The sequence below is a fragment of the Sphingomonas mollis genome, from assembly GCF_016427505.1.
In the GTDB taxonomy this organism is placed as follows: domain Bacteria; phylum Pseudomonadota; class Alphaproteobacteria; order Sphingomonadales; family Sphingomonadaceae; genus Sphingomonas; species Sphingomonas mollis.
The window spans coordinates 23,944-48,544 of record NZ_JAELXS010000002.1; the positions used below are offsets into that span (position 1 = coordinate 23,944).

The following is a 24,601-nucleotide window of genomic DNA, read 5'->3' on the forward strand; positions in this document are numbered from 1 at the left end:
GGAGGTCGACTCTCGTCTTGCGTCGGTCATCCAGCAGATGCGGGTCAAGTGGTGTGTCATGAGTCCCCACAATCAAGAGCGCAATTACTATCTCTGTATATAATTCGCATCATAATGGTGATGATGCAGTTAAGCTGCCCTTTGCTGAGATGTTATTGATAAACAGGAGTCTCAAATCGGCCTGATCCTCCCGTTTCATATTTGAAACGCGACGTTTCCATAAGAATACTAGTAAAGCAATATTCTTGCGCACAGAACATGACGTAACAAAAGCATAATCGTTAAAAGCGTCGGATCGGTCGGGCGTCGTGAATGCAAGATATGGTGCGTTAAGTACCGTGCTTCTCGTTACACGAGATGGCTAATGGTACCGCTTGTGCCAAGTGGTGCTTTTGTAAAAAACGCGCCTGAATATATGGCGCACCTGCCAAAGAAGTCTTTGCGGACTTAGACCAAATCGCGGCATTTTCGCATGGTAAACGCTAGGGAGAATGGAAGATGGCGACGAACTACCGGAAGCCGACGCTTGGGCGAGCGTATGATTACTCGAATAGCAAGTTGGTCAACAACGCTAATGATTTGTATAATCCGCAGGGCGGCGGCGACGCGGAACTGATGCGGCAGTGGCACCTGAAGCAGTTGGGTGACATCGGGACGATCTGGAAGGATTTCACCGGCAAGGGCGTAAGCGTCGGCGTGTACGATGAGGGGGTTCAGAAGGCGCACTGGGACCTCGACGGCAATTACGACTCGTCGAAGCATGTCGTCATCAACGGAACGGCGATCGACGGGAGCATCCCCACCGGACCGCATGGTACGTCGGTAAGCGGACTGATCGCCGCCGAGCGCAATGGGCGCGGTGGGGTCGGCGTCGCCTATGACGCCAAGGTCACCGGCGTGAACATCTTCGATACCGATTCGCCACTCGATATCAACGGCAGTAACACCGCGGCCAGGGAAAGTGCGCTGCGGCAGGCGAACCAGTTCGACGTCGTCAATCATAGCTGGGCCGCCACAGCCCTGTACGGAATACACGCGACTTACAGTTCGCGTTCCAATCCGGATAGCTACTCCAGCTTTCTGGCGCGAACCTTCGACTATGTCGCGGAGACCGGGCGCGGTGGACTGGGGACGGTCACCGTCATGGCGGCGGGAAACGATAACCGGCTCAGCGAGGCTCACGCCGGCGTTGCCGATCGCCATGCGATCGCGGTGGGGGCGTACCGGCAGGTGGATGGCGTCTCGTCCTATTACAGCAATCACGGTGCGCATCTGCTGGTGTCGGCGCCGTCCAGCGATTTCGACATCATCGGTGGCACGGGGGTGGTCACCACCGATCTGCTGGGGGCCGCCGGCTACAACTGGTCGACCGAGCCCGAAGCGGCCAACGATTATACCGATCAGTTCGGCGGCACGTCTGCGGCGACACCGATCGTCAGTGGTGTAGTCTCGCTGATGCTAAGCGCCAACGACAATCTTGGCTGGCGCGACGTGCAGAATATCCTAGCCGCCTCGGCCAAGATGCCGATCGCCTTCGAGACCGGACAGGTCGCGATCGGATTGGCTGAGAACGGCGTTCGTAGCGAGTTCATCATGAACAATACATCGTTCAAGCTGGCCGGCGCGGACGCGAACTGGAACGGCGGCAGGATGCACTTCAGCAACGATTACGGCTATGGTGCGGTGGACGCCTATAATGCCGTTCGCATGGCCGAGGTATGGGGACTCTTCGCGGCTGCAAAGACGTCCGCCAACGAAGTGCATGAAACTCAGCAAGCGTTGATCGGATTAAGTTCTTCATCCGATTTCTATTTAAGCAATTATAGCACATCGTTCAACGATGTTATGATTGGCAATGCAACCACAAAATCCTTTGAGGTTGAAAAGGATGTCGCGCTTGAACGGCTAGACCTTACAGTTAGTTTCTCTTACGATAGCACTTTTGAGCGAAAGGGAACATTTTCAAACGGTATCCAGACCGGGGTAGATACCGGGCTGCTTCTTAGCCAGTTCAAGTTGACCGCCCCCGACGGAAGCACCGCATTCGTACCAACGACGGGGTCGTTGGTCGAGGTCGATCCCGGTACCCAAGAGTTTACACTCGGGTTTAGCGGGTTGCGGGGCGTAGAAAGCAAAGGGAAGTGGGCGCTGGATTTTTCGGCATTGGATGTCGTAATCGACGTTCAATACGCTCCCGGGGTTAGTCAATCGACGAAGGTCGACAATAAGCTGACCGTGAGCAGCGTGAAGCTGGATATGTATGGTTCCGAAGTGACGAACGACGACGTGTATACCTACACGAACGAGTTCTTCACGATGACCGACATCAAGGGCCAGTCAGGGCGCAAGGCGCTGGTGGACACCGATGGCGGCACCGACTGGATCAATGCGGCCGCCGTGTCGCATGATATTGCGCTATCGCTGGTCGGCGGCCAGGCGACCGCCTTTGACGGCGAAAAGGCCTTCACCATCGGTCGCACCAGTGTAATCGAAGGCGCGGTGACCGGTGACGGCAACGATACGTTGATCGGCAACCGTTACGACAATTACCTGTATGCCATGCGCGGCAACGACACGCTGAACGGCGGCGGCGGCAACGACTACCTGTTCGGCGGCACCGGCGGCGACCGGTTCCTTTTCGACAACGGGGGCACCAGCGGCAAGGATACCGTGCTCGACTTCTCCCGGGGAGACATGGTTGCGACGCAGACGGCGCTGCGTGGTATGGGGACCGACGGCAAGGTCACCGTCGCCAACAACGCTACCCTGCTGCTCGACGGACTGTTGACGGGCGATACGGTGCTGCTGAGCCAGAACAAGGGCGCGGTGCTTCAGTCGATGGGCCAGAAGGACGGTTACTTCTGGTATTCGTACCTTTCGGGTGCTGACCTAAATCCGAACCAGGTGATCAGGGAGGTGTCGTTCCAACCCGAACTAACTGCGGTTGGCGCCGTGCAGGCGATGACTTCCGCGGATCACTTCGGGGGTGAAGCGGGACCGACCGGTGCGACGTTGGCCGGATCAATCGATGATCACGGCAGCTTCTACCTGTACGACGCGATGTCGGGCTCGATGAGCGGCGGCGTGTTGCTCCACGCCTGAACTCCTCCCTCTCCCGGGCGGGTGACCTCGCCTGCCCGGGCCTTTTCCTCTTCCGGCCGATCGCCGGACTCCGGAGATGACCGTTGCTGCGCCGTGTCGTCATCCTCATCTTTCTTTTACCCACTTCCGGTGCCGATGCGGAAACGCTGGCGGATGCGATTGTCGACGCTTACCGGAACAATCCGCAACTCCAGTCGCAGCGTGCAGAATTGCGCGCGCTTGATGAAGGCGTGATCCAGGCGTCGGCGCCGTATCGCATGAGTGCGGGCGTAAGCGCGACGATCGGCTATAACGATCGACTGCAACGGAGCGCTTTCTCGGAAGGCTTTTCCCGTTTCGAACAGCGATCCATGGGTGCGTTGCTGTCGGTGACGCAATTGCTGAGCAGCGGCGGGCGCACCGCAGCACAGGTGTCGGCGACCGAGGCCGAGGTGCTGGCCGGACGCGAGCGCTTGCGTGAGGCCGAGAACCAGACGCTGTTCCAGGTAGTGGACGCGTACGTGGCAGCGCGCCGCGACCTTGAACTGGTCGAGATCCAGTCACGCTCCGCTGCCTCCTACCGGCGGCAGGTGGAGCAGGCGCGTCTGCGCGAACGCGAGGGCGACCTGACGGGCACCGACGTTGCGCAGGCCGAGGCACAACTACTCATCATCGAGGCGGCCCTGGCGCAGACGCAGGCAAGCCTGGAGCAGAGTCGATCGCGCTTTGCCGCGGTGGTGGGGCGCAACCCCGGCACGCTGGAGCCGCCCCCGCCATTGCCCGGCGTGCCCGGCTCGGTCGATCTCGGCTATGTACTCGCAGAGCGTGAGAGCCCGATCCTGTGGCAGGCGATTCTGACCGAGCGCGCCAGCCGGCACCGCATCGCCGCCGAGCGCGCCGAGCGGCATCCGACGATCAGCGCGCAGGGGAGTTTCGGCTATGTCAATCCGCTGAGCTATCAGGTCCGGGATCTCGGACGTACGGTGTCGGGAGGACTGACCGTCACGGTGCCGCTGTTGACGCAAGGGGTGGTCGGCTCGCGAGTGCGCGCTGCGATCGCGCAACAGCAATCGGCCGCCTTCCTGGTCGCGGATGCGCGGCGCAGCGTCGATGCCGGGTTGCTCAATGCGTGGAACCAGATCGTTACCGCCGACCGCCAGATCGACATAGGCGAGGCGGCGGTGCGCGCGGCCCGGCTGGCCCTCGACGGGGTTCGGCGTGCGTTTGCGGAGGGATTCCGCTCGAGTTTCGAGCTGATCGACTCCGAACAGCGGCTGCTGAATGCGCAGGTGATCGTCGCAAACGCGCGCTATGGGCGGTATGCGGGGGAGGCGACGCTGCTGGCGCTGCTGGGACGGTTGCAGGCCGCGACGCTGATACCCGACGCGCCGCGCTACGACCCTGAGGAAAACCTCAAGCACAACAAGGCGTGGCAGTTCGGGCCTTTCGAGCCGCTGTTGCACGTTATCGACAGACCGCAGCAGCCGAGCGATCGCTCGCGCGCGGCGCCGGTACTGCCTGCGCCGACGGGGGCGCGGCTCGCGTCCGCGGCGCCGGCTGTCGCCGGTCGTCCGCTGGCGCGCCGGCTGCCGCTGGCCGACGCGCCCGCGCTTCCCGACACGACCACCGGCGCCCCGCAGGAGACACCATGAAGATCAGACTTTCACTGCTCACCGCGATTGCCGTCGCGGCGGTTTCCACCCAGGCCGCGGCGGCCGACCTTCTGTATGCGCTGACCCCGCAGGCGACGGGCGGCTATCGTGCGACGTGGCAGATGGCGCTGAATCCAACACCGACACAGGTCGTCGACGGCGAGGGCTTCGCACTCGAGCGCGTGAGCGGTACGTTCCCGCGCGCCATCAACGGCGACGCCTATCTTGACTTCTTCTTCGCGACGAACGGCGGCGGGCTGGTGATCTCGGATGCCGACGGGCCGGGTATCCTGACAACGCTGTATGGCGGGCAGTTGTACGGCGGCCCCGAGGCGACGCCGATGATGCTGCGCGGCACATTCACGCTGACCAGGAGGCAAGATGGCGGATCGCGCTACACGCTGAACGTGACCGACGTGCCACTTGCGGTGCCCGAACCGGCGACATGGGCACTGCTGCTCAGCGGATTTGCGCTGACCGGCGCCGCGCTGCGCCGGCACTCTCGCACCACCGTCCGCTACGCCTGACCTGCCGCGGCCGGGCGCGTCGCCCCGGCTTTCACCCGCACCCGAAAGTACCGATGCTACATTCCAGCAGTTCCCATTCCGTTTCCAATCCCGTGACAGCGGCGCTGCGCGGCGCGCGGCGGCATTTCGTGTGGGCAGCGCTGTTCAGCGGGCTGGTGAACCTGCTGTACCTGGTACCGTCGATCTTCATGCTGCAGGTCTACGACCGGGTGGTACCGACGCGCGGCGGAGCGACGCTCCTGTTCCTGATCCTGATCCTGGTCGTGTCGCTGGCGGTACTGTCGGTGCTGGACATGGCGCGGATGCGGCTGCTCCTGCGCGCCAGCGTGCAACTGGAGAAGCGCGCCGCACCTCCGATCCTGCACCGCATCCTGGGCGCCACCACCGCGTCTAGCGCGGAGCGGAGCGCGGCGATCCGCAATCTCGACACCTTGCGCGGGGTGCTGACCGGGCCGGCGATCCTGGCGCTTTTCGACGCACCCTGGGCGCCGATCTACATTGCTGCATGCTTCCTGCTACATCCGTGGCTGGGCGGCTTCGCGCTGTTCGCCGCGTTGCTGCTGGCCGTCGTCGCGCTGGCGGGCGAGCAAGCGACCAGGCGCGCCGCTGCCGAGACGCAGTCACGCGTCGCGGTCCAAGCGCGGATGCAGGATTATGCCGTGCAGGCGGCGGAGGTCGGGCGCGTGCTGGGCATGCGTGAGACGATCGTGAAACTGCAGCTGGACGATCGCGCCGGCCTGGTCGCGCGGCAGGGCGCCTTGGCCGAGACGTCGGGGGCGTTTCTGGCAGTCACCAAGTTTCTGCGCCAATTGTTCCAGTCGCTGGCGCTGGCGGTGGGTGCCTGGCTGGCGATCCATCAGTCGATTTCGATGGGCGCGATCTTTGCCGCCTCGCTGCTGGTCGGGCGGGCGCTGGCGCCGGTCGAGCAGATCCTGGGATCGTGGAAGAACGTGCTGTCTGCGCGTGCCGCTTATGCCGGCCTCGCCACGTTTCTGCGACTGCCTGACGACACCGCGCCGCGCACCGCGTTGCCACGCGCGAAGGGCGCAGTGACGGTGGCGAACGTCAGCGTGCGCGTGCCGGGCAGCGACCGGCTGTTGCTGAACGACGTCAGCTTCGCGGTCGCACCCGGCGAGATCGTGGCGCTGATCGGGCCGAGCGGTGCGGGCAAGTCGACACTGCTGCGCGTGATCGCCGGCGCGATTGCGCCCGACCGTGGCGAGGTGCGCGTCGACGGAACCAGTCTCGCCGACTGGGACCGAGAGGCGCTGGGCGCGAGGGTCGGCTACACCCCGCAGACGCCGACCTTGTTCCCCGCCACCGTCACCGCGAATATCTCTCGCTTCGCCGCGGCGCGCGGTGACGGTGCACCTGCCGACATCGACGCGATGGTGGTTGCGGCCGCGATGCGCGCCGGCGCACACGAGACGATCCAGCGCTTCGCGAACGGTTATGATACGCTGCTGGCGATCCGCGAGGCTGGCGGGTTGTCCGCCGGGCAGCGTCAGTTGGTGTCGCTGTCGCGCGCGCTGTTCGGCCAACCGTCGCTACTGTTGCTCGACGAGCCCAACGCGCATCTCGACGTCAATGGCGAAGCGGCGCTGATGAAGACGCTGGCTGCGCTCCGAGCGCACGGGACCGCAATCATCGTCTCGACGCACCGCCCAAATCTGCTCCACGTCGCTGACCGCATGCTGCTGGTGCGCGACGGCACTGTCATGCCGATCGAGCAGCAAGATCCCGGCGCGCCGCCGCGCGCTGCCGGTGCGGTCACGGCCAACACGGCCAGTCAGGGAACCGGGGCATGACCGCTATGGCCGAAGCCTTCGTACCCGCCGCTCCCGGCCAATTGCCGGCCACCGCGCAACTGCGCGATTCGCCGCGCAACGCGTTGCTGGTGGGCGGGGTCACCACCTTCCTGTTCTTCGTCGTGCTGGGCGGCTGGGCGGCACTGACGCAACTTGATGCCGCCGCCTTTGGGCAGGGGCAGGTGACCGTAGCGGGCAACCGCCAGGTCGTCCAAAACCGTAACGGCGGCAACGTGGAAGCGATTGCGGTAAGGGAGGGGCAGCACGTGCGCGCCGGGCAGGTGCTGGTGCGGCTGTCGGCGGCCGAGGCGGTTGCTGGTGAGCGCGCGCTGGCGAGCACTGTCATCGACCTGCAAGCGCAGCGCGCAAGGCTTCAGGCTGAAATTGAGGGCGGGTCGATCCGTTGGCCGGCCGAGTTCGCCGTCGCCAATGTCGCCGACCGCATGCTGATCGAACGCGCGCAGCGTCTGCAGCTGGCACAACAGCGCGCACGCCGCGCGCTGTTGTCCGCCACTCAAGGCGTGCTGGGCCGCCAGCAGGGACAGATCACCGAGCAGCGCCGCGGCTTCGATGCGCAGGTCGACGCCACCTCGGTGCAGCGCGCATCGCTGCAGGCGCAACTGGAAAGCACGCGCCGTCTCGCTGACCAGGGCGTGGTGTCGCGCAACAGCGTGCGTGCGCTCGAACGCTCGATCGCCGAACTCGGCGGCAGCAACGCCGATTACGTCGCGCGAAATGCAGCCCTCGGCCAGCAGATCGCCGGCACGCAGCAGCAGGCGGCCGAGGCGGCACGCAAGGCGACCGACGATGCCGCAGCGCTACTGCGCGATACGCAGTTCCGCCTGAACGAGGCGCTGCCACGGCTCGCGGCGGCGCGCGACCAGCTCGAGCGCACATTGGTGCGCGCGCCGGTCGCCGGGCGCGTCGTCAACCTGCGGCTGTTCTCGCCCGGGGCTGTCGTCCAGCCCGGGCAGGAGATCCTCGAAATCGTTCCCGACGCTGCCCCGCTCGTCGTCAGCGCGCGCTTCGCGCCAGAGGATATCGACGGCGTCCAGGCAGGGCGCGAGGCCGGGGTAAAGCTGCTCTCGCTTCACGAACGCGACCTGCCGATCCTCACGGGAACGATCCGCACCGTCTCCGCCGACAGCGTCCGCGACCAGGCAACCGGCACCAGCTTCTTCACCGCCGAACTCGTCGTCCCCGACAGTCAGGTCGCGATGCTCCGCCGCATTCGCGGCGCCGACACCGGCATCCGGCCGGGCGTCCCCGTCCAGGTAACCGTCAAACTCCGTGCCAGGACCGCACTGCAATACTTCCTCGATCCCGTCACCGAAGCGACCTCGCACTCCTTCCATGAGCGATGAAGCACACACACGGGCGCCGCGGCCCCTGCAGCCTGCCGACGCGTCGCGACCACCGATCTGGAACGGACGGGATGGCATGAGCATCGATTTTACGAAACGGTTGGGCCTGGCATTGCTGACCACTTCGGTGGCGCTTGCGGCGTCGTCCACACCGGCGATTGCGGACTCCTTGTCTCCGGATATGCGTGCTGCAACATTGTTGCCGACCGTCCTGCTCGGCCAAGCCGCCCTGGCCGAGGAGCGACGCGAACCCGCCGGCCACGCGCTGCGCGCGTCGCTGAGCAGGGAGGAAGCCGATCGCGCGATCGCGTTGCTGACCGCGGAACGTTTCCGCTCGATCGAGCGACAGGATCGCGGCGCGCTCGCCGCAAAGGCGATCACGCTGGGCGACAGGACGCTGCGCTGGGAGAGCAAGGTCTTTGGGGCAGTGCCTCCGGGCGGGCATAGCCTGTGGATCTCGCTTCACGGCGGCGGCAACGCGCCACCGGCAGTGAACGATCAGCAATGGCGCAACCAGATCTCGCTGTATGAGCCTGCGGAGGGGATCTATCTCGCCCCTCGTGCGCCCACCGATACGTGGAACCTGTGGCATGAGGCGCACATCGATCCGTTGCTCCAGCGCCTGATCGATGCGCAGGTGGCGATCAACGGCGTCGATCCGAACCGGGTATACATCCTGGGATATTCGGCCGGTGGTGACGGTGTGTGGCAGCTGGCACCGCGGATGGCCGACCGCTTCGCCGCGGCGGCGATGATGGCCGGCCACCCGGGCGATGCATCGCTGCTGCCGTTGAGGAACCTGCCGTTCGCGATCTTCATGGGCGGCGAGGATGCCGCTTACGATCGCAACCGCCTGGCGGCGGAAAAGACGGCCGAAATGACGCGCCTCCATTCCGCCGATCCGGGCGGCTATGTGTCGATGTCGCGCATTTACCCCGGGCTGCCTCATTGGATGAACCGCAGGGATGCCGAGGCGCTGCCGTGGATGGCGCAGTTCACCCGCGATCCCTGGCCCACGCGGCTCGTGTGGGTTCAGGATGATGTGCGCAACGATCGTTTCTACTGGCTGCAAATACCGCCCGACGCTTCTGTCAGGCCCGGTGTCCGGATGGACGCCCGCGTCGATGAACAGACGATCGCGCTGACCGGCGACGTGCCGCCGGGGACGGCGCTTCGTCTGTCCGACCGCCTCGTCGACCTCGATCGCCCGATCCGGGTGACGGTCAACGGGCGCAAGGCGTTCGAGGGGCGGGTGATGCGCACGGCGGAGGCGATCCGCGCCTCGCTGCGCGAACGCGCCGATCCCGGCAGCGCGGCGACCGCCATACTGCGGCTTGGAACGGCGAGCGCGAAGCGGCCACCCGCTGCGCCGCGGAACCAATAGCGCGCCAGAGACACATGAGATCGCGGCGTGGAAGCGCCGGATAAGGGGGAGATTGACATGAAACTGACGTTCACAAGGCTTCTGGTAACCACCGTACTTGCGACCGGCATCGCGATACCTACCTCAGCGCAAGCCAACGGGCAGATTGGAGCCGGCACGACCAGCGATCCCACCAAGCCAGGGGAGGACGATAACGGTCCGGACGAAACCGCTGCTCGGCGCGACGATATCGTCGTGACCGGTACGCGCATCGTGAGCCCGAACTACAAGTCGGCAGCACCGATCCTGACTGTAACCGCAGCCGACATCGCCGCGCAGGGGGCGATCACGATCGAGGAGGTGCTGAACCGCCTGCCGCAAGTCGCACCCAACGCCGAGCAGAGCTACAACGATGGCGACGGTCGCCAGCGCGTCAAGCTGCGCAATCTCGGCTATGAGCGCACGTTGACGCTGGTCGATGGTCTGCGCATGGGTCTGCAGAACGGGCTGGACGTCGGCATCATCCCCGGCGATCTGGTCGAGCGGATCGACGTGTTGTCCGGCGGCGCCTCGTCTGTCTACGGGTCCGATGCGGTCGCGGGCGTCATCAACTATGTCATGAAGAGCGATTTCGACGGCATCAACCTGTCCGGCAACTACAATTTCTTCAACCATGACAATCGCGAGAATGCAGTGACCGCTGCGGCCAGGAAGGTCGGCTTGAGATATCCGCGCGGCATGACCAACGACGGCGCGCGCGGGAATGCGACGCTGGCTGTCGGCAAGTCGCTGTTCGATGGCATGCTCAACGTCTCGGCGTTCGGGTCCTATCGGTTCGCCGAACTCCTGCGTCTGGGCGAGCGGTCGACCGCCGCTTGCGAGGTCGTCCAGTCCGATCCCAAGAGTGCGGACCTCAATTGCTCGCCCGCGACCTACACGCAGGTCGGCACGATCATTCCGCTGAGCGGCCAGAACGCCAACCAGATACTGGTGAACAATCCGGACGGATCGGGTACTTTCCTGCCGCGTAACTCGCCCGGCACGTTTGCGACGCCGTATGACACCACCGCCTATCAGCGCGAACTGAGCCGCATCAATGCCGGCGGCTTCGTGACGCTGAAGCTCTCGGACGCGTTCGAGGTGCATACCAGCACGCTCTATTATCGATCCAAGTCGCAGACCGAGAGCCTGAACCAGAACTTCTCGCGTCTGAATTACGTCGGACAGGTTCCCTATCAGGTGAACTGCGACAACCCGTTCCTCTCGGCGTCGCAGGCGCAGGTGCTCTGCGCTACGCGGGCGGGGACAAGCACAAGCGTGCCGATCGACGTGCGGTTCCGCTTCGATAGCATCCGCGCACCGGCGCAGCGTTATGTCTCGGACGGTTTCCGGCAGACGCTGACCTTCCGGGGCGCTTTGCTGGATAATGCCTGGCACTATGACATATCGGGCATGTACTCGCGCAATACGTCGACCACAAAGTACCGCTCCTCGCCCGATCGTGATCGCACGGCGCGTTCGCTGCTGGTCGCCAACCGTAATGGCGTGCCGACCTGCCTGTCGGTCATCGACGGCAAGGATCCCGCCTGCGTGCCGTTCAACGCCTTCCGGCCGTACAATGCCAGCCAGGAACTACAGGATTACCTCTACAACGCTCAGGACGCGACCGAGGGCAGCGTCTCGCGGCTGATCCAGGGGCTGGCGACGGTCAGTGGCAATCTTGGCAAGTACGGCATTCGTTCGCCACTTTCGGAGGACGGGGTGGCGATCGCACTCGGCACCGAGTTCCGGCAGGAGTTGTTCCGCGGCGTCTCCAACCAGAGCGCCAAGCAACAGGGCCTGGGTCCCGATAGAAAGTACACCCAAAACATCTGGGAAGCGAACGTGGAGGTCCAGGTGCCGTTGGTCCAGGACAAGCCCTGGACCCGGGATCTGCAGATCAATGCCGGCTATCGCGTGTCGAAATACAACCGCCTCGAAAGCCATTTCGCCACGTGGAAGGTCGAGGGCATCTGGGCACCGATCGATGACATTACCTTTCGCGGGTCGTTCAACAAGTCGCAGCGCGCGCCGACCGTGATCGAGGCGCAGCAGGCGTTGGACGTCAGCTACAGCACCGGCTCCTATATGGACCCTTGCGCATCCTCGCCAAACCCGGACTATAATCCGTCGAAACCTGCGTCGCGTCTACTGCCACCGACCGCGTCGCTCGCAGCCTGCCAGGCAACCGGCCTACCCGCAAATCTGTATGGCAGCGAATCGCTCTACTGTCTGGACGGCTGCACTATTCGCGGGGGCGGCTCCGGGCTTACGCCCGAGACGGCCTACACCAAGACGTTCGGGGTAATCCTGCAGCCGCGCTTCTTGCCTGGCCTGTCGGTATCGCTCGATCGGTTCCTGATCGATCTCGAAGATTCGATCGGCTATTCCGCCGCAAGCGACTATCTGAACGGGTGTCTGTCGGTCCGGATCGACTATTTCTGCCGCGGCGTTATCCGCAATCCGGGGACCGGCACGCTGTCGAGCCCGACCCAGGGCGATCCGACCGCTGGCTTCATCTTACAGGGGACGCGGAACGGCTATCGCAACAAGACCCATGGTTGGGACATCCAGGGTTCTTACGCGCTGGGCTTGGGCGGCGCCGGAAAGCTGAACTTCGGGTTCAACGGCTCGCTTGCGACGCTGTTCGGCGGGCAGGATACACCTGACTCTCCGCAACGCCGATGCCAGGGATATCTGGGGCGCTTCTGCGGCGAGGGCTTTCCGAAATGGAGCCATGGGCTCAACACGACCTACACGACGCCCGACGAAGTCGCGCAACTCTATGTGAACTGGCGCTACGTCGGGCCGATGACCTACACCTCCCAGGTCACCAATCCGAGCCTGGGACTACCGGTCGATCTCAGCCAGGTCCGCAGCTTCTACGACCGTATGCCGGCGTTTAACTACATGGACGTATCGGCCAGCTTCAATGTCGCCAAGCGCTTCGTGTTGCGCTTCTCGGTCAACAACCTGTTCGACAAGGATCCACCGATCGTTCCCGGCTCGCGTGCACAAGACTTCCTGATCCGCTCGAACACGGTCTTCCGATACGACTTGCTCGGTCGCCAGATCAACGTCGGAGCTTCGGTCAAATTCTGAGTTCACTGAAATAAACGAACAACGTTCATGGCCCGTCGCTCTTTGGAGCGGCGGGCACATTGACCTGATGCGGTGGATGCGCGCTTCGAGCGGCATCGAATGATGGTTTCGCATTCAGATGCCTGATCGCCACGTGGCGTCGACCGCCCTTCTACGCTGAAATCTCTCACCTCCCGCATAGACGGCCTACCCGCGTGTCGGGCAGCGAGCCGAGACGAAGCTCAACATGGGTGGCGCTCAACTGCTATGCCGAGGAATACCTGTCGACAAAGATTGCCGCAATAATTGCTGCGCCGTAGGTTTCGAGTTCCAAACAAAAGCACAGGGCGTCCACATGGCGACCCCTGGTATCACAACCAGTCCGTCATCGGGGCTTCACGCCGCATCTGTAGCGGAATGACATGACAGCGCATCGTTCCACACAGGCATGCAATCGCTATCGGTTCGGCGCGGCGCATGGATCACGCTCGCTCGTCTGGTCGATCGTCGATCTTCTGCTGGCCTGGCATTTTCACATCGATCTTGGACTCACCGGCCCTGAGACGGGTTGGGTCCTGTTCGCACTGCTGATGTTGGGCGGCGCGGTGACCTTTATTGCAGGGCTGACACTCAGTCGCCTGGCTGCGACCGGACAGCTCGTCGTTAAGGTCCAGCTGCCTGCAGCAATCGCGGCCGCGACATTATTGCCGCTTCAATTCTACTTTCACGAGGCATTGACGGTCATTTCCGCCGGTGTCGCCTTTCGCATCGCCTATGCGGTTCAGGACGTGGCGCAGAACATGCTCGCCTCGCTGCTGCCGGTGAATGAAGCGGATGCGCGCGGCTATGCCCGGCTGCGCGTGACGCTGAGCGCCTTCGCGCGTTGCTGCGTCGTAAGCGGCTTTGCCATTGCTCTGGGGACGGGCATGACGGTGCTGCTCATATTCAGTAGCGTGGTGGTGATTATCTCCGCCATCTCGCTAAGAAAGCTGGAATTTCCATCGCGAGCCAGTCGCCCACAGCTACCAGGACAAGATTATGGCACGATCCCGACAAGGCTCCCCCGGCTACTGATCTCTTGGGCGATCGCGGCAGCCTTCTTGCCGACGTTCAATCGACTTTTCATCTTTTCACCGGCCGTCGCAGGAGCGCCGCGGTCGGGAGCCTGGATCCTTGCGGGATTTTGCTTTGGCTCGGTGTTCGGGCCGATGATTCCTAATGCGATCAGCCCTCCGATCCTTGTGACGATGGTCGTTTCGAGCGGGTCGATGATGCTCTTGCCGATGCCCGTGGCGATCGAGGGAAGTGCGGATATGGCGGGAGCGGTGGTCCATGGCGTGGCACTGAGCCTCATCGGCGTACGGCTATGGGCAGCTGCCTCGGGCATTGCCATGGCCGAGGCGCAGGGAGGCCGAAGCAGGGACGGGATCGTGTTCGGTAGCGTCATCCTGACCATTCACCTGGCTTCTGCCGTCGGCATGCTGGTGCTGGGCCCGTTGATCGAGGGGTTCGAAGCGGGGCGAGTCGGTACCACCTTGACTGCCCTGACGTTCACCGTCCTGGGCGCACTACTCCTGTCTGCGATCACTCCTAACGGAAGAACAGCGATCGTAGCGGCATGAGGGCCGCGCCGATCGCCGTGGCATCGCCCTTTACCTCGGTCGGCACGACGACAGGCATTGGAAATGGTCGGTCGTGGCGCACCGGACTGGCAGGCAGGCGCACCGACGCTGCCAGCGTCTGTGCCAACCACCCGGGCAAGCGGCCACCGATAACGACCTTCTCCGGCGCCACGATATGGCCAAGCAGGAAGGCCAGAGTGGCGAACTGATCCTTGGCTTCGGCCAGCCACTCCTCGACGCCCGCCGTCTGAGGTTCGATCGCGACCAGCATATCCTCGACGGTGGCAAACGGCACACCGCCGCCTGCTACCAGCGTGCGCAGCCTGTCTAGATCTGGATATCCCCTACCGGGCCGATCCTGACCAAGCAGCCACCAAACGGCGCCGAAATCGCCCGCATTGCCTCGCGCGCCACGCATCGGCAGGCCATCGACGATGAGCCCGCCGCCAAATCCGTTGGTAAGATGGCAATAGGCGAATGTCGACGTCGTCCGACCGATGCCCAGCAACCCCTCGGCGAGGGCCGCGGACGTCGCATCATTGTCGCACAGCAGGTTGGAGCCCAAGGCAGGCGACAGCACGTCGATCAAATCGACATCCACCCAGTCGGCGAGCATGGCAGGTGGATTGAAGCGAAGCGGGTCTCCGACCAGAAATCCGGAAAACCCCACCCCCGTTCCAACGAGGCGATCCGGATCGATCGCCGACGTGGCGAGCAGATCGGCGCGCATCGTTTTCAGGCGCTCCACGACCGCGGAACGGGATCGGTCCACTACGGCCGCGCGAGCTTTGGCGCGCACGGTGCCGGCCAGATCGACGAGCGCCATCGACAGGGCATCGCCGGTAATGCCGACACCAAGCGCGAAGGCGTGGTCCGCCAGCAACTCCAGGGTCACGCTGGGATTGCCCCGGCCCGTCGCGGTGCGCGATCGTATCGCGATCAGGCCATCGGCATGAAATCCGCTCACGAGGCGTGCCACGCTGGGCTGCGATAGCCCCAGTTGTGCAGGCATTGCCGCCTGCACAGCCGTTCCTCGTCTCAGCAATAAGTCCAGCAGCGCCCGTCCGCCCGGTCCGATCGGTTTGCTCCAGCGGGGACGAAGGAGCTGTCCGACGGGCTCCGTGCAAACGATTGTCATTTGGCTGTCACTTTTGAAGAATACATTGCAAATACTATTCGACTCGAAGGTGCCGCGACAAGCAGTGGATCGCGCCCGGGACGGAAAGGGTGTGGGCAGCAGCGCGGGGCAATGCCCGGTGTATCGATCGGGGGAGCCGCGATGAGCGGCGTCGCCGACTGCTCGTTATGAAAGCGGGGCAAATAGATGAAGTCGTTCACCATATTTCGTTTGTTGGGGGCAGGGTCCATCGTTGCTCTATCGAGTGTCGGCGCAGGAGCACAAGTCTCCGCTCCGCGCGCGGTAGCGGACGCAGCGGCGCCTAACGATCCGTCGGCTGGCGAGGACATCGTCGTCACCGGAACTTCGACCCGGCAGCGCAAGTTCGACGCGCCCTATTCGGTGTCGACGATCGATGCGGAGCAGATCGCCGATGCCGCCCCGCACAGCGTCGCCGATCTTCTGGCCGCCACACCCGGTATCACCGTCGAGGCCTCCGGCGGGGAAGGTGGCGGCGAAAACGTCGTCATTCGCGGCCTGCCGTGGAGCGGATGGCGACTGATCGACTTCAACCAGGACGGAATGCCGCTGTTCGAGAGCAATACCGAGCGGTTCATGAACATCGACCAGTTCTATCGTGTCGATCTCGACACGCAACGCGTCGAGGTCGTTCGCGGCGGTACTGCGCCGATCTTCTCGAACAACGCGCCGGGCGGCGTCGTCAATTTCATTACCAATCACGGGACCGAAACCTACCAAGGCGCGCTGCGGCTGGAATCGGGCACCGGTAACCGTGCGCGCACCGATCTCACCGTCTCGGGTCCTCTCAGCGATCGCCTGCTGGTCAGCGTCAGCGGTTTCTATCGCCGCGACGATGGCCTGCGCGACCCAGGCTATGACAATGCCGATCGGGGTGGCCAGTTCAAGGTCGGCGCGACGTACAAGCTGGATCGTGGCCGCGTGTGGGGCGACGTCAAATACCTCAACGATCGCAGCATTTTCTATACCGCATTGCCCCTGGCCGATCCGGCGACAGGGGCTTCGCTGGAGGGCCTGATCGATCCGCGAAACGGCACCCTAAGTTCGCCCGCCTTTCGCCGCGTGACGCTGCGTACGGTGGATGCAGATGGCCGTCCTACGACGATGCGCCGCCACCTGGCGGACGGCATCCACCCCGACGTCTGGACCGCGACGCTCGGTGGCGACCATGAACTGGGCGCCGGCTTCGCGGTCGCGGCCACCTATCGCCATATGGAGGGGACGACCGGCTTTGACACCATCCTGAACGGTGCGCCGGTGACGGCTGCCTCGTTCCTCGCCGGGCGGCTGGCGGGCGCCCGCTCGGCATTCGGCACCGGCGTATCGTCGCTTCGCTACGTCGTCGCCGGAAGCAACACCGGCTATGATCCGGCAACCACCGGCAATCTGGTGATGGCCAATACATGGGCGTCGATCCGCACCCGCACGCGATACGACGCGGGCGATCTTCGTCTGACCAAGACGATGGATACTCCGATCGGTCGCCAAGCACTGACTGGCGGGATCTATTATAGCGATTACCGCTATGCGCAGCAGCAGTCGTTGAATTCGCTGCTGGTGAACGTACGAAACCAGCCGATCGCGCTCGATGTCCAGGCTTTGAACGCAGCCGGGCAGGTGATCGGCAACGTCACGGAGAACGGCTTCGTCAACTATGGCGCGGGAAGCCAGAATGGCTCTCTCGACGGGCGCTCGTTCGCCTTCTGCCTCGCGGATAGCTGGCAGGTGACACCCGCCTGGTCGATCGATGCCGGGTTCCGCCGTGTGTCTCGCAAGCAGGATGGCGTTCAGGGCATTCTCGGTACGGTAAACGCCGATCCGAACGGTCCGGTCGCCGCGCGCGCGGTTTCGGGGGTGGTGCGCACCGTCGATCGGTCCGAAGATCTGAAAGGCACCAGCTGGACCGTCGGCAGTGGCTATATCTTTTCACGTCAAGCCAACGTCTTCGGTCGCTATACCCGCAGTTTCAGCTACCCGCGCTTCGATACCATCCTCGGCGGCGCGACATTGCCGGGCTCGACCCTGCCGTTGCCGGTCGCGAAGGTGCAGCAGGCGGAGGCCGGTATCAAATTCGCCACGCCGGGCATCCGCCTCACGACGACCGGCTTCTGGTCGAAGTTCGATCGGCTGAACGGCGGGACGCAGGTGGCTGCAGCGGACGGCACGATCACCAACGCCAATATCATCTTCGACACACGCACTTATGGCGTCGAGGTGGAAGCCGTCATCAGCCCCTTTGCCGGGTTCGACGTATCGGCGGTCGGCATGTGGCAGGATCCCAAGATCGTCCGGGTCGATACGCTGACCGGCGCAAATGCCCAAAGCTCACAGGGTGGCGAGATCACCCGCGTCCCACGCGTGCAGCTGACGGTGCAGCCGTCCTATGCCGTCGAGATCGGCGACGCGAAGGCGCGCATCTACGGCACGTTCTTCACGATCGGTCGGCGATTTCAGGATGCATCCAACCTCAGCCGATTGCCCGCCTATTCGTCCGTGGATCTCGGCGCCAGCGTCGAGGTGGACGGGCTGGAACTGCGCGGCACCGTCAACAACGTGTTCGACGTTGTCGGTCTGACCGAGGGCAATGCCCGCGCCGCGGTCATCGGCAGCGGCACGGGCGTGCTCGACGCGACGGTCGGACGATCGATCTTCGGACGCAACTTCACCGTCGCGCTGACAAAGCGATGGTAGCATCTCTCCCGGCGTTTGCCGCGGCGGTGCTGGCCTTGGCCAGTGGTGCTCCGGCCACAGCGCGGACGTCTGCGGCGTCCGTTGCCGCACGCTTCGGCGACCCGGCGATGCCGATGCTGGTCGTCGCGCATCGCGCCTGTCACAATCCGACACCGCATCACGGCATGCCGAACGGGATGCCGGAAAATTCGCTGGCCGGTATCGAGCGCTGCATCGCGATCGGGGTCGATGTGGCAGAGGTCGACATCCGTCGGACCCTGGATGGTTATCTGATCCTGATGCACGATGAGTCCGTCGATCGCACCACCGATGGTCATGGCAAAGTCGCGGATATTTCACTCGCCGATATTCGTGCCCTGCACCTTCGCGAGAACGAGGGCGGATCCGATGCGAGCCCGACGATGGCCCGTGTTCCGACGCTGGACGAGGCGCTGGCTGCGGCGAAAGACCGCATCATCCTCAACCTCGATGTCCAGGCCGGGCTCTATGCCGAAACGGTGGCGGTGGTCCGCCGGGCTGGTTTGGGCGACGGGGTCATCCTCAAACAGCCTGCTGGCATCGGAAGCCCGGTGCTGGCCGATGTGCCGCCATTCGACGCGGTATCCTTCATGCCCATTCTGGCCGGCCACACCGATCTCGGGACGGTAGCCGGCCGTCAACTTGGCGGAGTGCGGCACCCGGTTGCCCTGGAGCTACCGAAAATTGACGCGGCGAGGCTTGCGTCGGTGGCTGCGATCGCGCGCCGTGCAAAAGTTCGGCTCTGGGTCAACTCCCTATGGGATGGGTTCATCGAAGGCATCGGCGGCGACGTCGACGCCTTGCGCGACCCGGATGCTGTGTGGGGAACGATGCGCAGGGCCGGCATCTCGGCGATCCAGACCGACGAGCCGGAAGCGCTGATGCGCTATCTCGGCGCTCCGCGAAACCCCTGACCGGCCTGGACATAGTCACCGACGAGGCGGTGCGCTGCCGCAACTTCTACGTCCACGGCACGCCAAGCAGCTTCAGCTACGCCGAGCATGGCGGCGTTTTTACCTTTCTGACCGGTGTTCTCGAATTTATTTTCGCCGCCGCCGACCTAGTGGAGGCGGGGTGGGACATCAGGAAGTGGCGCGGGCACGGCGGCGTGCTCGCCCATCCGTTCAATCGGGTGCTGTACGAGTCGGATCAGCAGGTCGCGCTGATCCGAAGATTGCGGGAAGGCGCTGCGCCGGATGCCAGCGAATAAGGGCCGGGTCAGTCCGTCATGCCTCGGAGTTTCAGTCTAAGCGCAGGTAGTCCAACAACGTCTTCACCAGCTGGCAGCACGCACGGTGCAAACGCACTGGCTGCTTCTGAAGGAGTGGGAAAAGTTGGGAAGGGCGCGTGAACGTCGGACTTTAAGTTAAATCGCCTACGCCGGGAAAAGGGAAAGTCAGGGGCGGCCCAAAGCAAAACGGCTTCGCAATGCTGCGAAGCCGTTGAAAATCTGGTGGACGCACTTGGGCTCGAACCAAGGACCCGCTGATTAAGAGTCAGCTGCTCTACCAACTGAGCTATGCGTCCATACCGGCAGCTGGTGAGGCGCTTGGTGGGCGCCGCCGCATCGGGGAAGCGCGCTGTTAGCATCGTGTGCCGGCCGCGCAACCCCTTTTTTCCATTACCAGCGCGCACGGCGACGATTTTCGCGGTCGATCGACATCAGGATGCCCAGGCACAGGAGCACCGTCATTTGCGCCGAGCTGCCGAAACTGACCAGCGGCAGGGGGATGCCGACGACTGGCGCCAGCCCCATCACCATCATCAGATTGATCCCGACATAGAAGAAGATCGTCGAAGCGAGACCAGCGGCGGTCAGGCGGGCGAAGCGGCCCTCCGATGCCTGTGCCACCTCGATCCCCCAGCGGATCACCAGCATGAAGGCGAGGATCAGCAGGCAGCCGCCGACCAGTCCCCATTCCTCGGCCATCGTCGCGAACACGAAATCCGTATGCCCCTCGGGCAGGTAATCGAGGTGGCTCTGCGTCCCTTGCATGAAACCCTTGCCCCACACGCCGCCGGACCCGATCGCGATCTTCGACTGGCTGATGTGATAGCCGGTGCCGAGCGGATCGCTTTCAGGATCGAGAAAGATCAGGATGCGGTTGCGCTGGTAATCGTGGAGCAGGAAATTGACCGCCAGCGGGATCGACACCGCCGCCGCCAGTCCACCGCCGATGAACAGGCGCAACGGAATGCCGGCGAGGAACATAACCGTCGCACCGCCCGCACAGATCATCAGGCCGGTGCCCAGATCGGGCTGCGCCATCACCAGCGCCGCCGGCAAACCGATCAGCACCGCCGCCGGCCAGATCGCACCGAACCGCCGCGTCTCGCCTGGTGGCAACAGGTCATAGAAGCGCGCACATGCCAGCACGATCGCCGGCTTCATGAATTCCGACGGTTGCAGCCGGATGAACCCCAGATCGAGCCACCGCTGCGACCCGCCCGACACCTTGCCGAGCAATTCCACCGCCAGCAGCGACACGACGATGATCGCATAGGCCGGCAACGCGCCCGTCTTCCATATCCGCGTCGGCACATAGGACAGCGTCAGCGCCGCCCCCAGCAGGACGAAGAAGCGAATGCCCTGCGACAGTGCCCAGGGCCGCACGGAGCCGCCAGCGGCCGAATACAGCACCACCTGCCCGAAACAGGCGATCGCCAGCACCAGCAGGATCACCCGCCACGGCAGGCGGGCGATGGGTTCGGGAAGCAGGCTCGCGCTCACGGGGTACGCTCCGTCGTGCCTTCTTCGGCAGGGGTGACGCCGGCGGCCTCGTTGGCGAGGGCGGCCTGCGTCCGGTTGGCCAGATCGGTCGCCGCCTCGACCGCCGGTGCGTCGCTGGGCACCACATCGTCGGTCTTGGTCGCGACGGCGGTCGGCGGCGGATTGTGTTCGGCGCGATAGGTGGCCTCGTCCGCCGCCATGCGGGTGGCGATATCGCCGCCCCAGGTTGGCTCGACATCGGCCAGGCTGGCCAGCGCGCGGTCGCGATCGAACATATAGGTCATGATGTCGCGCCCGATCATCGGCGTGTCGAGATTGCGGACGGTGTGGCCGTTATGCTCCAGCACCACCGCCATCGCATAGCGCGGGTTGTCCGCCGGCGCGAAGCCCACGAACAGCGCGTGGTCGCGCATCTTGAACGGCAATTGCCCGTTCTTCAGCACGCCGCCACGGCGTTCGGCCATGGTGATGCGGCGTACCTGCGCGGTGCCGGTCTTGCCTGCGATGGCCACGCCCGGCACCAGCAACCGCGCCGCGCCGCCCGTACCGCCGCCATTGACCACGCCCCACATCGCCTCACGTACCAGTTGCAGATGTTCGGACTGATAGGGCAGGGCGTCGGCATCGCGGTGGACCTGCGCGGCCAGCAGGCTCGGCTGAAGCGCCCGCCCGGAGGCGAGGCGGGAGGCCATCACCGCCAGCTGCAACGGATTGGCCAGCACATATCCCTGTCCGATCGACGCGTTCAGGCCATCGGCGACGGTCCAGCGATCCTTGTATTTCGCCAGCTTCCATGCGCTGTCGGGCACGGTGCCGTATCGCTGCGTACCAAAGGGAAGCTCGAACTTCTGCCCCAGTCCTACGGCGCGCGCGACCGGCGCGATCCGGTCGTACCCCATCCGCCGGATCATCTCGTAGAAATAGATGTCGCACGACTGCGCGACCGCGCCCTTCATGTCGAGACCGCCGTGACCGCCGCGCTTGTGGCAGTGGAACACGCCCGTCCCGACCCGCAGCGCGCCGGTGCAGTTGATCCGGTCGGTCGGTGCAACGCCCGCTTCCAGCAGGGCCAGCGCGTTCATCGGCTTCACGGTGGAGCCGGGCGGATACAGCCCCTGCGTCACCTTGTTCATCAGCGGCACATGATCGTTGGCGGACAGCATCTCCCATTCCAGATGGCTGATCCCGTCCGAAAAGCTGTTGGGGTCGTATGCCGGCATCGACACCATGCACAGCATCTCGCCGGTGCGGCAGTCGATCACCACCGCCGACCCCGAATTGGTGCCGAGCCGGCGCGCGGCATATTCCTGCAATCCCGCATCGATCGTCAGGCGGGTGTTCCGGCCCGGCACATCGGGCCGGGTGGCGAGTTCGGCGACCAGCTTGCCCCGCGCCGTCACCTCGACGCGCTTGGCGCCGGGTTGCCCGCGCAACCGCTTCTCCAGCGCCTTTTCCAGCCCGTCCTTGCCCAGCCGGAAACCGGGCGTGACCAGCAAAGGATCGCGCGTTTCCTTGAACTGCTCGGCGGTCGGCGCGCCGACATAGCCGGTCAGATGCGCGACCGCCGCGCCGCCGGGATAATGGCGTGCGAAGCCACGGGTCGGCTGTACGCCCGGCAATTCGGGCAAGCGCACGCTGACCGCAGCGAACCGCTCCCAATCCAGCTTCTCGGCGACCTGCACGGGCTGGAACCCCGCCGCCCGGTCGAGATCGAGATGGATACGCTCCATCTCGTCGGGCGGCAGTTGCAGCAGTTGCGCCAGCAACGACAGCACGCGATCTTTTTCGCGCAGCCGATCGGGGATGATGTCGACGCGGAAATCCGTCCGGTTGTTGGCTACCGGCACGCCGTTGCGATCGATCAGCCAGCCCCGCCGGGGCGGGATCAGCGTGGCGTTGACGCGGTTGCTTTCCGACAGACTGTTGTACCGGGCGTTCTCGGCGATCGACAGCCACGCCATCCGCCCGGCGAGCAGCGCGCCGACGCCCAACTGGGCAGCGCCCAGCATCCAGGCCCGCCGCGAAAAGCTGTACGCCTGCATCGCTTCGGTCACGATGCGGGGAGAGCGTCTCATGCCAGCCCCCGTTTCCGGTCGATCCACGCGACCAGCCGCGCGGATACCGGGAACAGCAGGATCGTGACGACGCCCTGCGCCAGCAACGCACCATCGACATGCGCGCCGACGGGCAGGGCGATCACCCGACCACCCGCCAGGCACAGGACGATCGTCCCGCTCGCGATCAGCCAGTCCTGCCAGAAATCCCGAAACACCAGCCGCCGTTCCATCAGGTCGATCGCCAGAAAGCACAGCGACCATAGCAGAACCGCCGAGCCGAGTGGCTGCCCGCTCAACAGATCGTCGAACAACCCCAACGGTGCCGCCGCCCATGGCCTGAGCGCGAACCGCGCCAGCAACCGCCACGCGAGCAGCATCAACAAACCACACGGGGGCAGGATCGGCACCGTCGCGATCACCGGCACGGTCGTGACCAGCGACCCGGCCATCACCGTCGCCCATGGCAGCGCACGCGCGCGACCCGGCGTCAGCGTGGGGGCGAAGGGATCGAGATCGGCCGCCGGACTCATGGCGCGACCGGCGCTGACGGGGGTGGGGGCAGGGGCATGAACGCCCGTTCGACCAGCGCGAAATCGAGGCTGTCTGGATGTGCGAAGGTGCGCGCGACCACGGTGTCGGCACCACCGGCGATCACCTGCGCCACCGGCAGGCCGGGTGCGTACAGGCCGCCGATGCCGGACGTGACGAACACGTCACCCGCATTGAAGCGGACGTTGGTAGCATTGACCGACCGGATATCGACCGTGCCGTCGGCCCGCCCGGCCGCGATCGCCGGCAGGCCGTCACGCGTGCGGCGGACCGGCACGATGCTGTCCGCATCGCTCAGCAACAGGACGCGCGCGGCGTTGGGGCCCGCCTCCGTCACGCGCCCGACCAGGCCGTCGGACGCACGCACCGGCATCCCCGGCAGCACGCCGTTGAACCGTCCCGCGTTCAGCACGGCGAAGCGGCGTCCGCTCGACGCGCTGGAACTGACCAGCCGCGCCGCGACCACCGGCTCCGCCGACCGGTCGCGGATGGCGAGCAGCGTGCGCAGCCGGCGATTGTCATACGCGATTACCCGCGCGCGCATCAGCAACGGCTTCGCTCTCGCCAACTCGCGCTTCAACGCCTCGTTCTCGGCATGGGCGAAGGCCCAGCCGTTGAAGAAGCGCGGCACTTCCGCCGCCGCCGATCCGATGCCGGCGAACATCGACGATACCGGCGCAGTCACGCCCGCCGCCGCCATCCTCAATCCAGAGAACAACGGCGGATTGAACGTGCTGGCGACCAGCAACACCGCGCCCACCACCGCACCGGCGATGGCGAGCACGTAGCCCAGAAACAGTCCATATTGCCGACGACGCGAAAATCCGGTTCGCCGGTCACGGGCTGGCGCCATGCGCCGCTC

Annotated in this window: 16 protein-coding genes and 1 tRNA gene; 11 read left to right on the forward strand and 6 right to left on the reverse strand. The window is 64.6% G+C overall.

The genetic code is table 11. The features are described from left to right. Positions 1–498: 498 nt before the first annotated feature. The 8 genes from JAO74_RS03580 to JAO74_RS03615 all read left to right on the forward strand — a co-directional run bounded on the left by JAO74_RS03580 (position 499) and on the right by JAO74_RS03615 (position 14,537). The gene (locus tag JAO74_RS03580; RefSeq protein WP_199035250.1) at positions 499–3,102 is read left to right on the forward strand and encodes a S8 family serine peptidase; all 2,604 of its coding nucleotides are present in this window, start codon (positions 499–501) and stop codon (positions 3,100–3,102) included. A gap of 83 nt (positions 3,103–3,185) precedes the next feature. After that, the gene (locus JAO74_RS03585) at positions 3,186–4,733 is read left to right on the forward strand and encodes a TolC family outer membrane protein (protein WP_199035252.1); all 1,548 of its coding nucleotides are present in this window, start codon (positions 3,186–3,188) and stop codon (positions 4,731–4,733) included. Next, positions 4,730–5,260, forward strand: a complete 531-nt coding sequence (locus JAO74_RS03590; protein ID WP_199035254.1) for a PEPxxWA-CTERM sorting domain-containing protein — start codon at positions 4,730–4,732, stop codon at positions 5,258–5,260. The genes JAO74_RS03585 and JAO74_RS03590 overlap by 4 nt, the downstream gene beginning before the upstream one ends. A 92-nt stretch (positions 5,261–5,352) precedes the next feature. Further along, complete coding sequence (locus JAO74_RS03595) at positions 5,353–7,068, forward strand: type I secretion system permease/ATPase (protein WP_199035256.1); 1,716 nt, start codon at positions 5,353–5,355, stop codon at positions 7,066–7,068. Beyond that, positions 7,065–8,432: an HlyD family type I secretion periplasmic adaptor subunit gene (locus JAO74_RS03600; RefSeq protein WP_199035258.1), complete on the forward strand. Its 1,368-nt coding sequence runs from the start codon at positions 7,065–7,067 to the stop codon at positions 8,430–8,432. Before JAO74_RS03595 ends, JAO74_RS03600 begins: the two co-directional genes overlap by 4 nt. Positions 8,433–8,613: 181 nt before the next feature. Then, positions 8,614–9,816 (forward strand): hypothetical protein, encoded by a 1,203-nt coding sequence (locus JAO74_RS03605; RefSeq protein ID WP_199035260.1) that lies wholly within the window; start codon positions 8,614–8,616, stop codon positions 9,814–9,816. Positions 9,817–9,873: 57 nt separating this feature from the next. Beyond that, positions 9,874–12,936 (forward strand): TonB-dependent receptor domain-containing protein, encoded by a 3,063-nt coding sequence (locus tag JAO74_RS03610; protein WP_199035262.1) that lies wholly within the window; start codon positions 9,874–9,876, stop codon positions 12,934–12,936. A 401-nt stretch (positions 12,937–13,337) separates the two neighbouring features. After that, positions 13,338–14,537, forward strand: a complete 1,200-nt coding sequence (locus tag JAO74_RS03615; protein WP_199035264.1) for a hypothetical protein — start codon at positions 13,338–13,340, stop codon at positions 14,535–14,537. Here the strand turns inward: JAO74_RS03615 and JAO74_RS03620 are convergent. After that, on the reverse strand, positions 14,506–15,675 hold the full coding sequence (locus JAO74_RS03620) for an ROK family protein (RefSeq protein WP_416194278.1): 1,170 nt from the start codon (positions 15,673–15,675) through the stop codon (positions 14,506–14,508). The genes JAO74_RS03615 and JAO74_RS03620 overlap by 32 nt on opposite strands. A gap of 327 nt (positions 15,676–16,002) precedes the next feature. Between JAO74_RS03620 and JAO74_RS03625 the strand changes: the two genes are divergently transcribed. From JAO74_RS03625 to JAO74_RS03635, 3 genes are read left to right on the forward strand one after another with little or no spacing between them, the layout of a single operon-like run. Then, positions 16,003–18,384 (forward strand): TonB-dependent receptor, encoded by a 2,382-nt coding sequence (locus JAO74_RS03625; RefSeq protein WP_332908737.1) that lies wholly within the window; start codon positions 16,003–16,005, stop codon positions 18,382–18,384. Between the two features lie 26 nt (positions 18,385–18,410). Next, the gene (locus tag JAO74_RS03630) at positions 18,411–19,316 is read left to right on the forward strand and encodes a glycerophosphodiester phosphodiesterase family protein (RefSeq protein WP_332908722.1); all 906 of its coding nucleotides are present in this window, start codon (positions 18,411–18,413) and stop codon (positions 19,314–19,316) included. A 29-nt stretch (positions 19,317–19,345) separates the two neighbouring features. Beyond that, on the forward strand, positions 19,346–19,612 hold the full coding sequence (locus tag JAO74_RS03635; protein ID WP_199035270.1) for a hypothetical protein: 267 nt from the start codon (positions 19,346–19,348) through the stop codon (positions 19,610–19,612). Between the two features lie 241 nt (positions 19,613–19,853). Here JAO74_RS03635 and JAO74_RS03640 read toward each other — a convergent pair. From JAO74_RS03640 to JAO74_RS03660, 5 genes are all read right to left on the reverse strand, one after another. Beyond that, positions 19,854–19,929 (reverse strand) — tRNA-Lys (locus tag JAO74_RS03640). 94 nt (positions 19,930–20,023) lie between these two features. Further along, positions 20,024–21,133 carry a rod shape-determining protein RodA gene (gene rodA, locus JAO74_RS03645; protein ID WP_332908723.1) on the reverse strand — a complete coding sequence of 370 codons (1,110 nt, stop codon included), beginning with the start codon at positions 21,131–21,133 and terminating at the stop codon, positions 20,024–20,026. After that, the gene (mrdA, locus tag JAO74_RS03650; RefSeq protein ID WP_199035271.1) at positions 21,130–23,208 is read right to left on the reverse strand and encodes a penicillin-binding protein 2; all 2,079 of its coding nucleotides are present in this window, start codon (positions 23,206–23,208) and stop codon (positions 21,130–21,132) included. The genes rodA and mrdA overlap by 4 nt, the downstream gene beginning before the upstream one ends. After that, on the reverse strand, positions 23,205–23,720 hold the full coding sequence (locus JAO74_RS03655) for a rod shape-determining protein MreD (protein WP_199035272.1): 516 nt from the start codon (positions 23,718–23,720) through the stop codon (positions 23,205–23,207). Before JAO74_RS03655 ends, mrdA begins: the two co-directional genes overlap by 4 nt. Beyond that, positions 23,717–24,592, reverse strand: a complete 876-nt coding sequence (locus JAO74_RS03660; RefSeq protein ID WP_199035273.1) for a rod shape-determining protein MreC — start codon at positions 24,590–24,592, stop codon at positions 23,717–23,719. The genes JAO74_RS03655 and JAO74_RS03660 overlap by 4 nt, the downstream gene beginning before the upstream one ends. Positions 24,593–24,601: the final 9 nt, after the last annotated feature.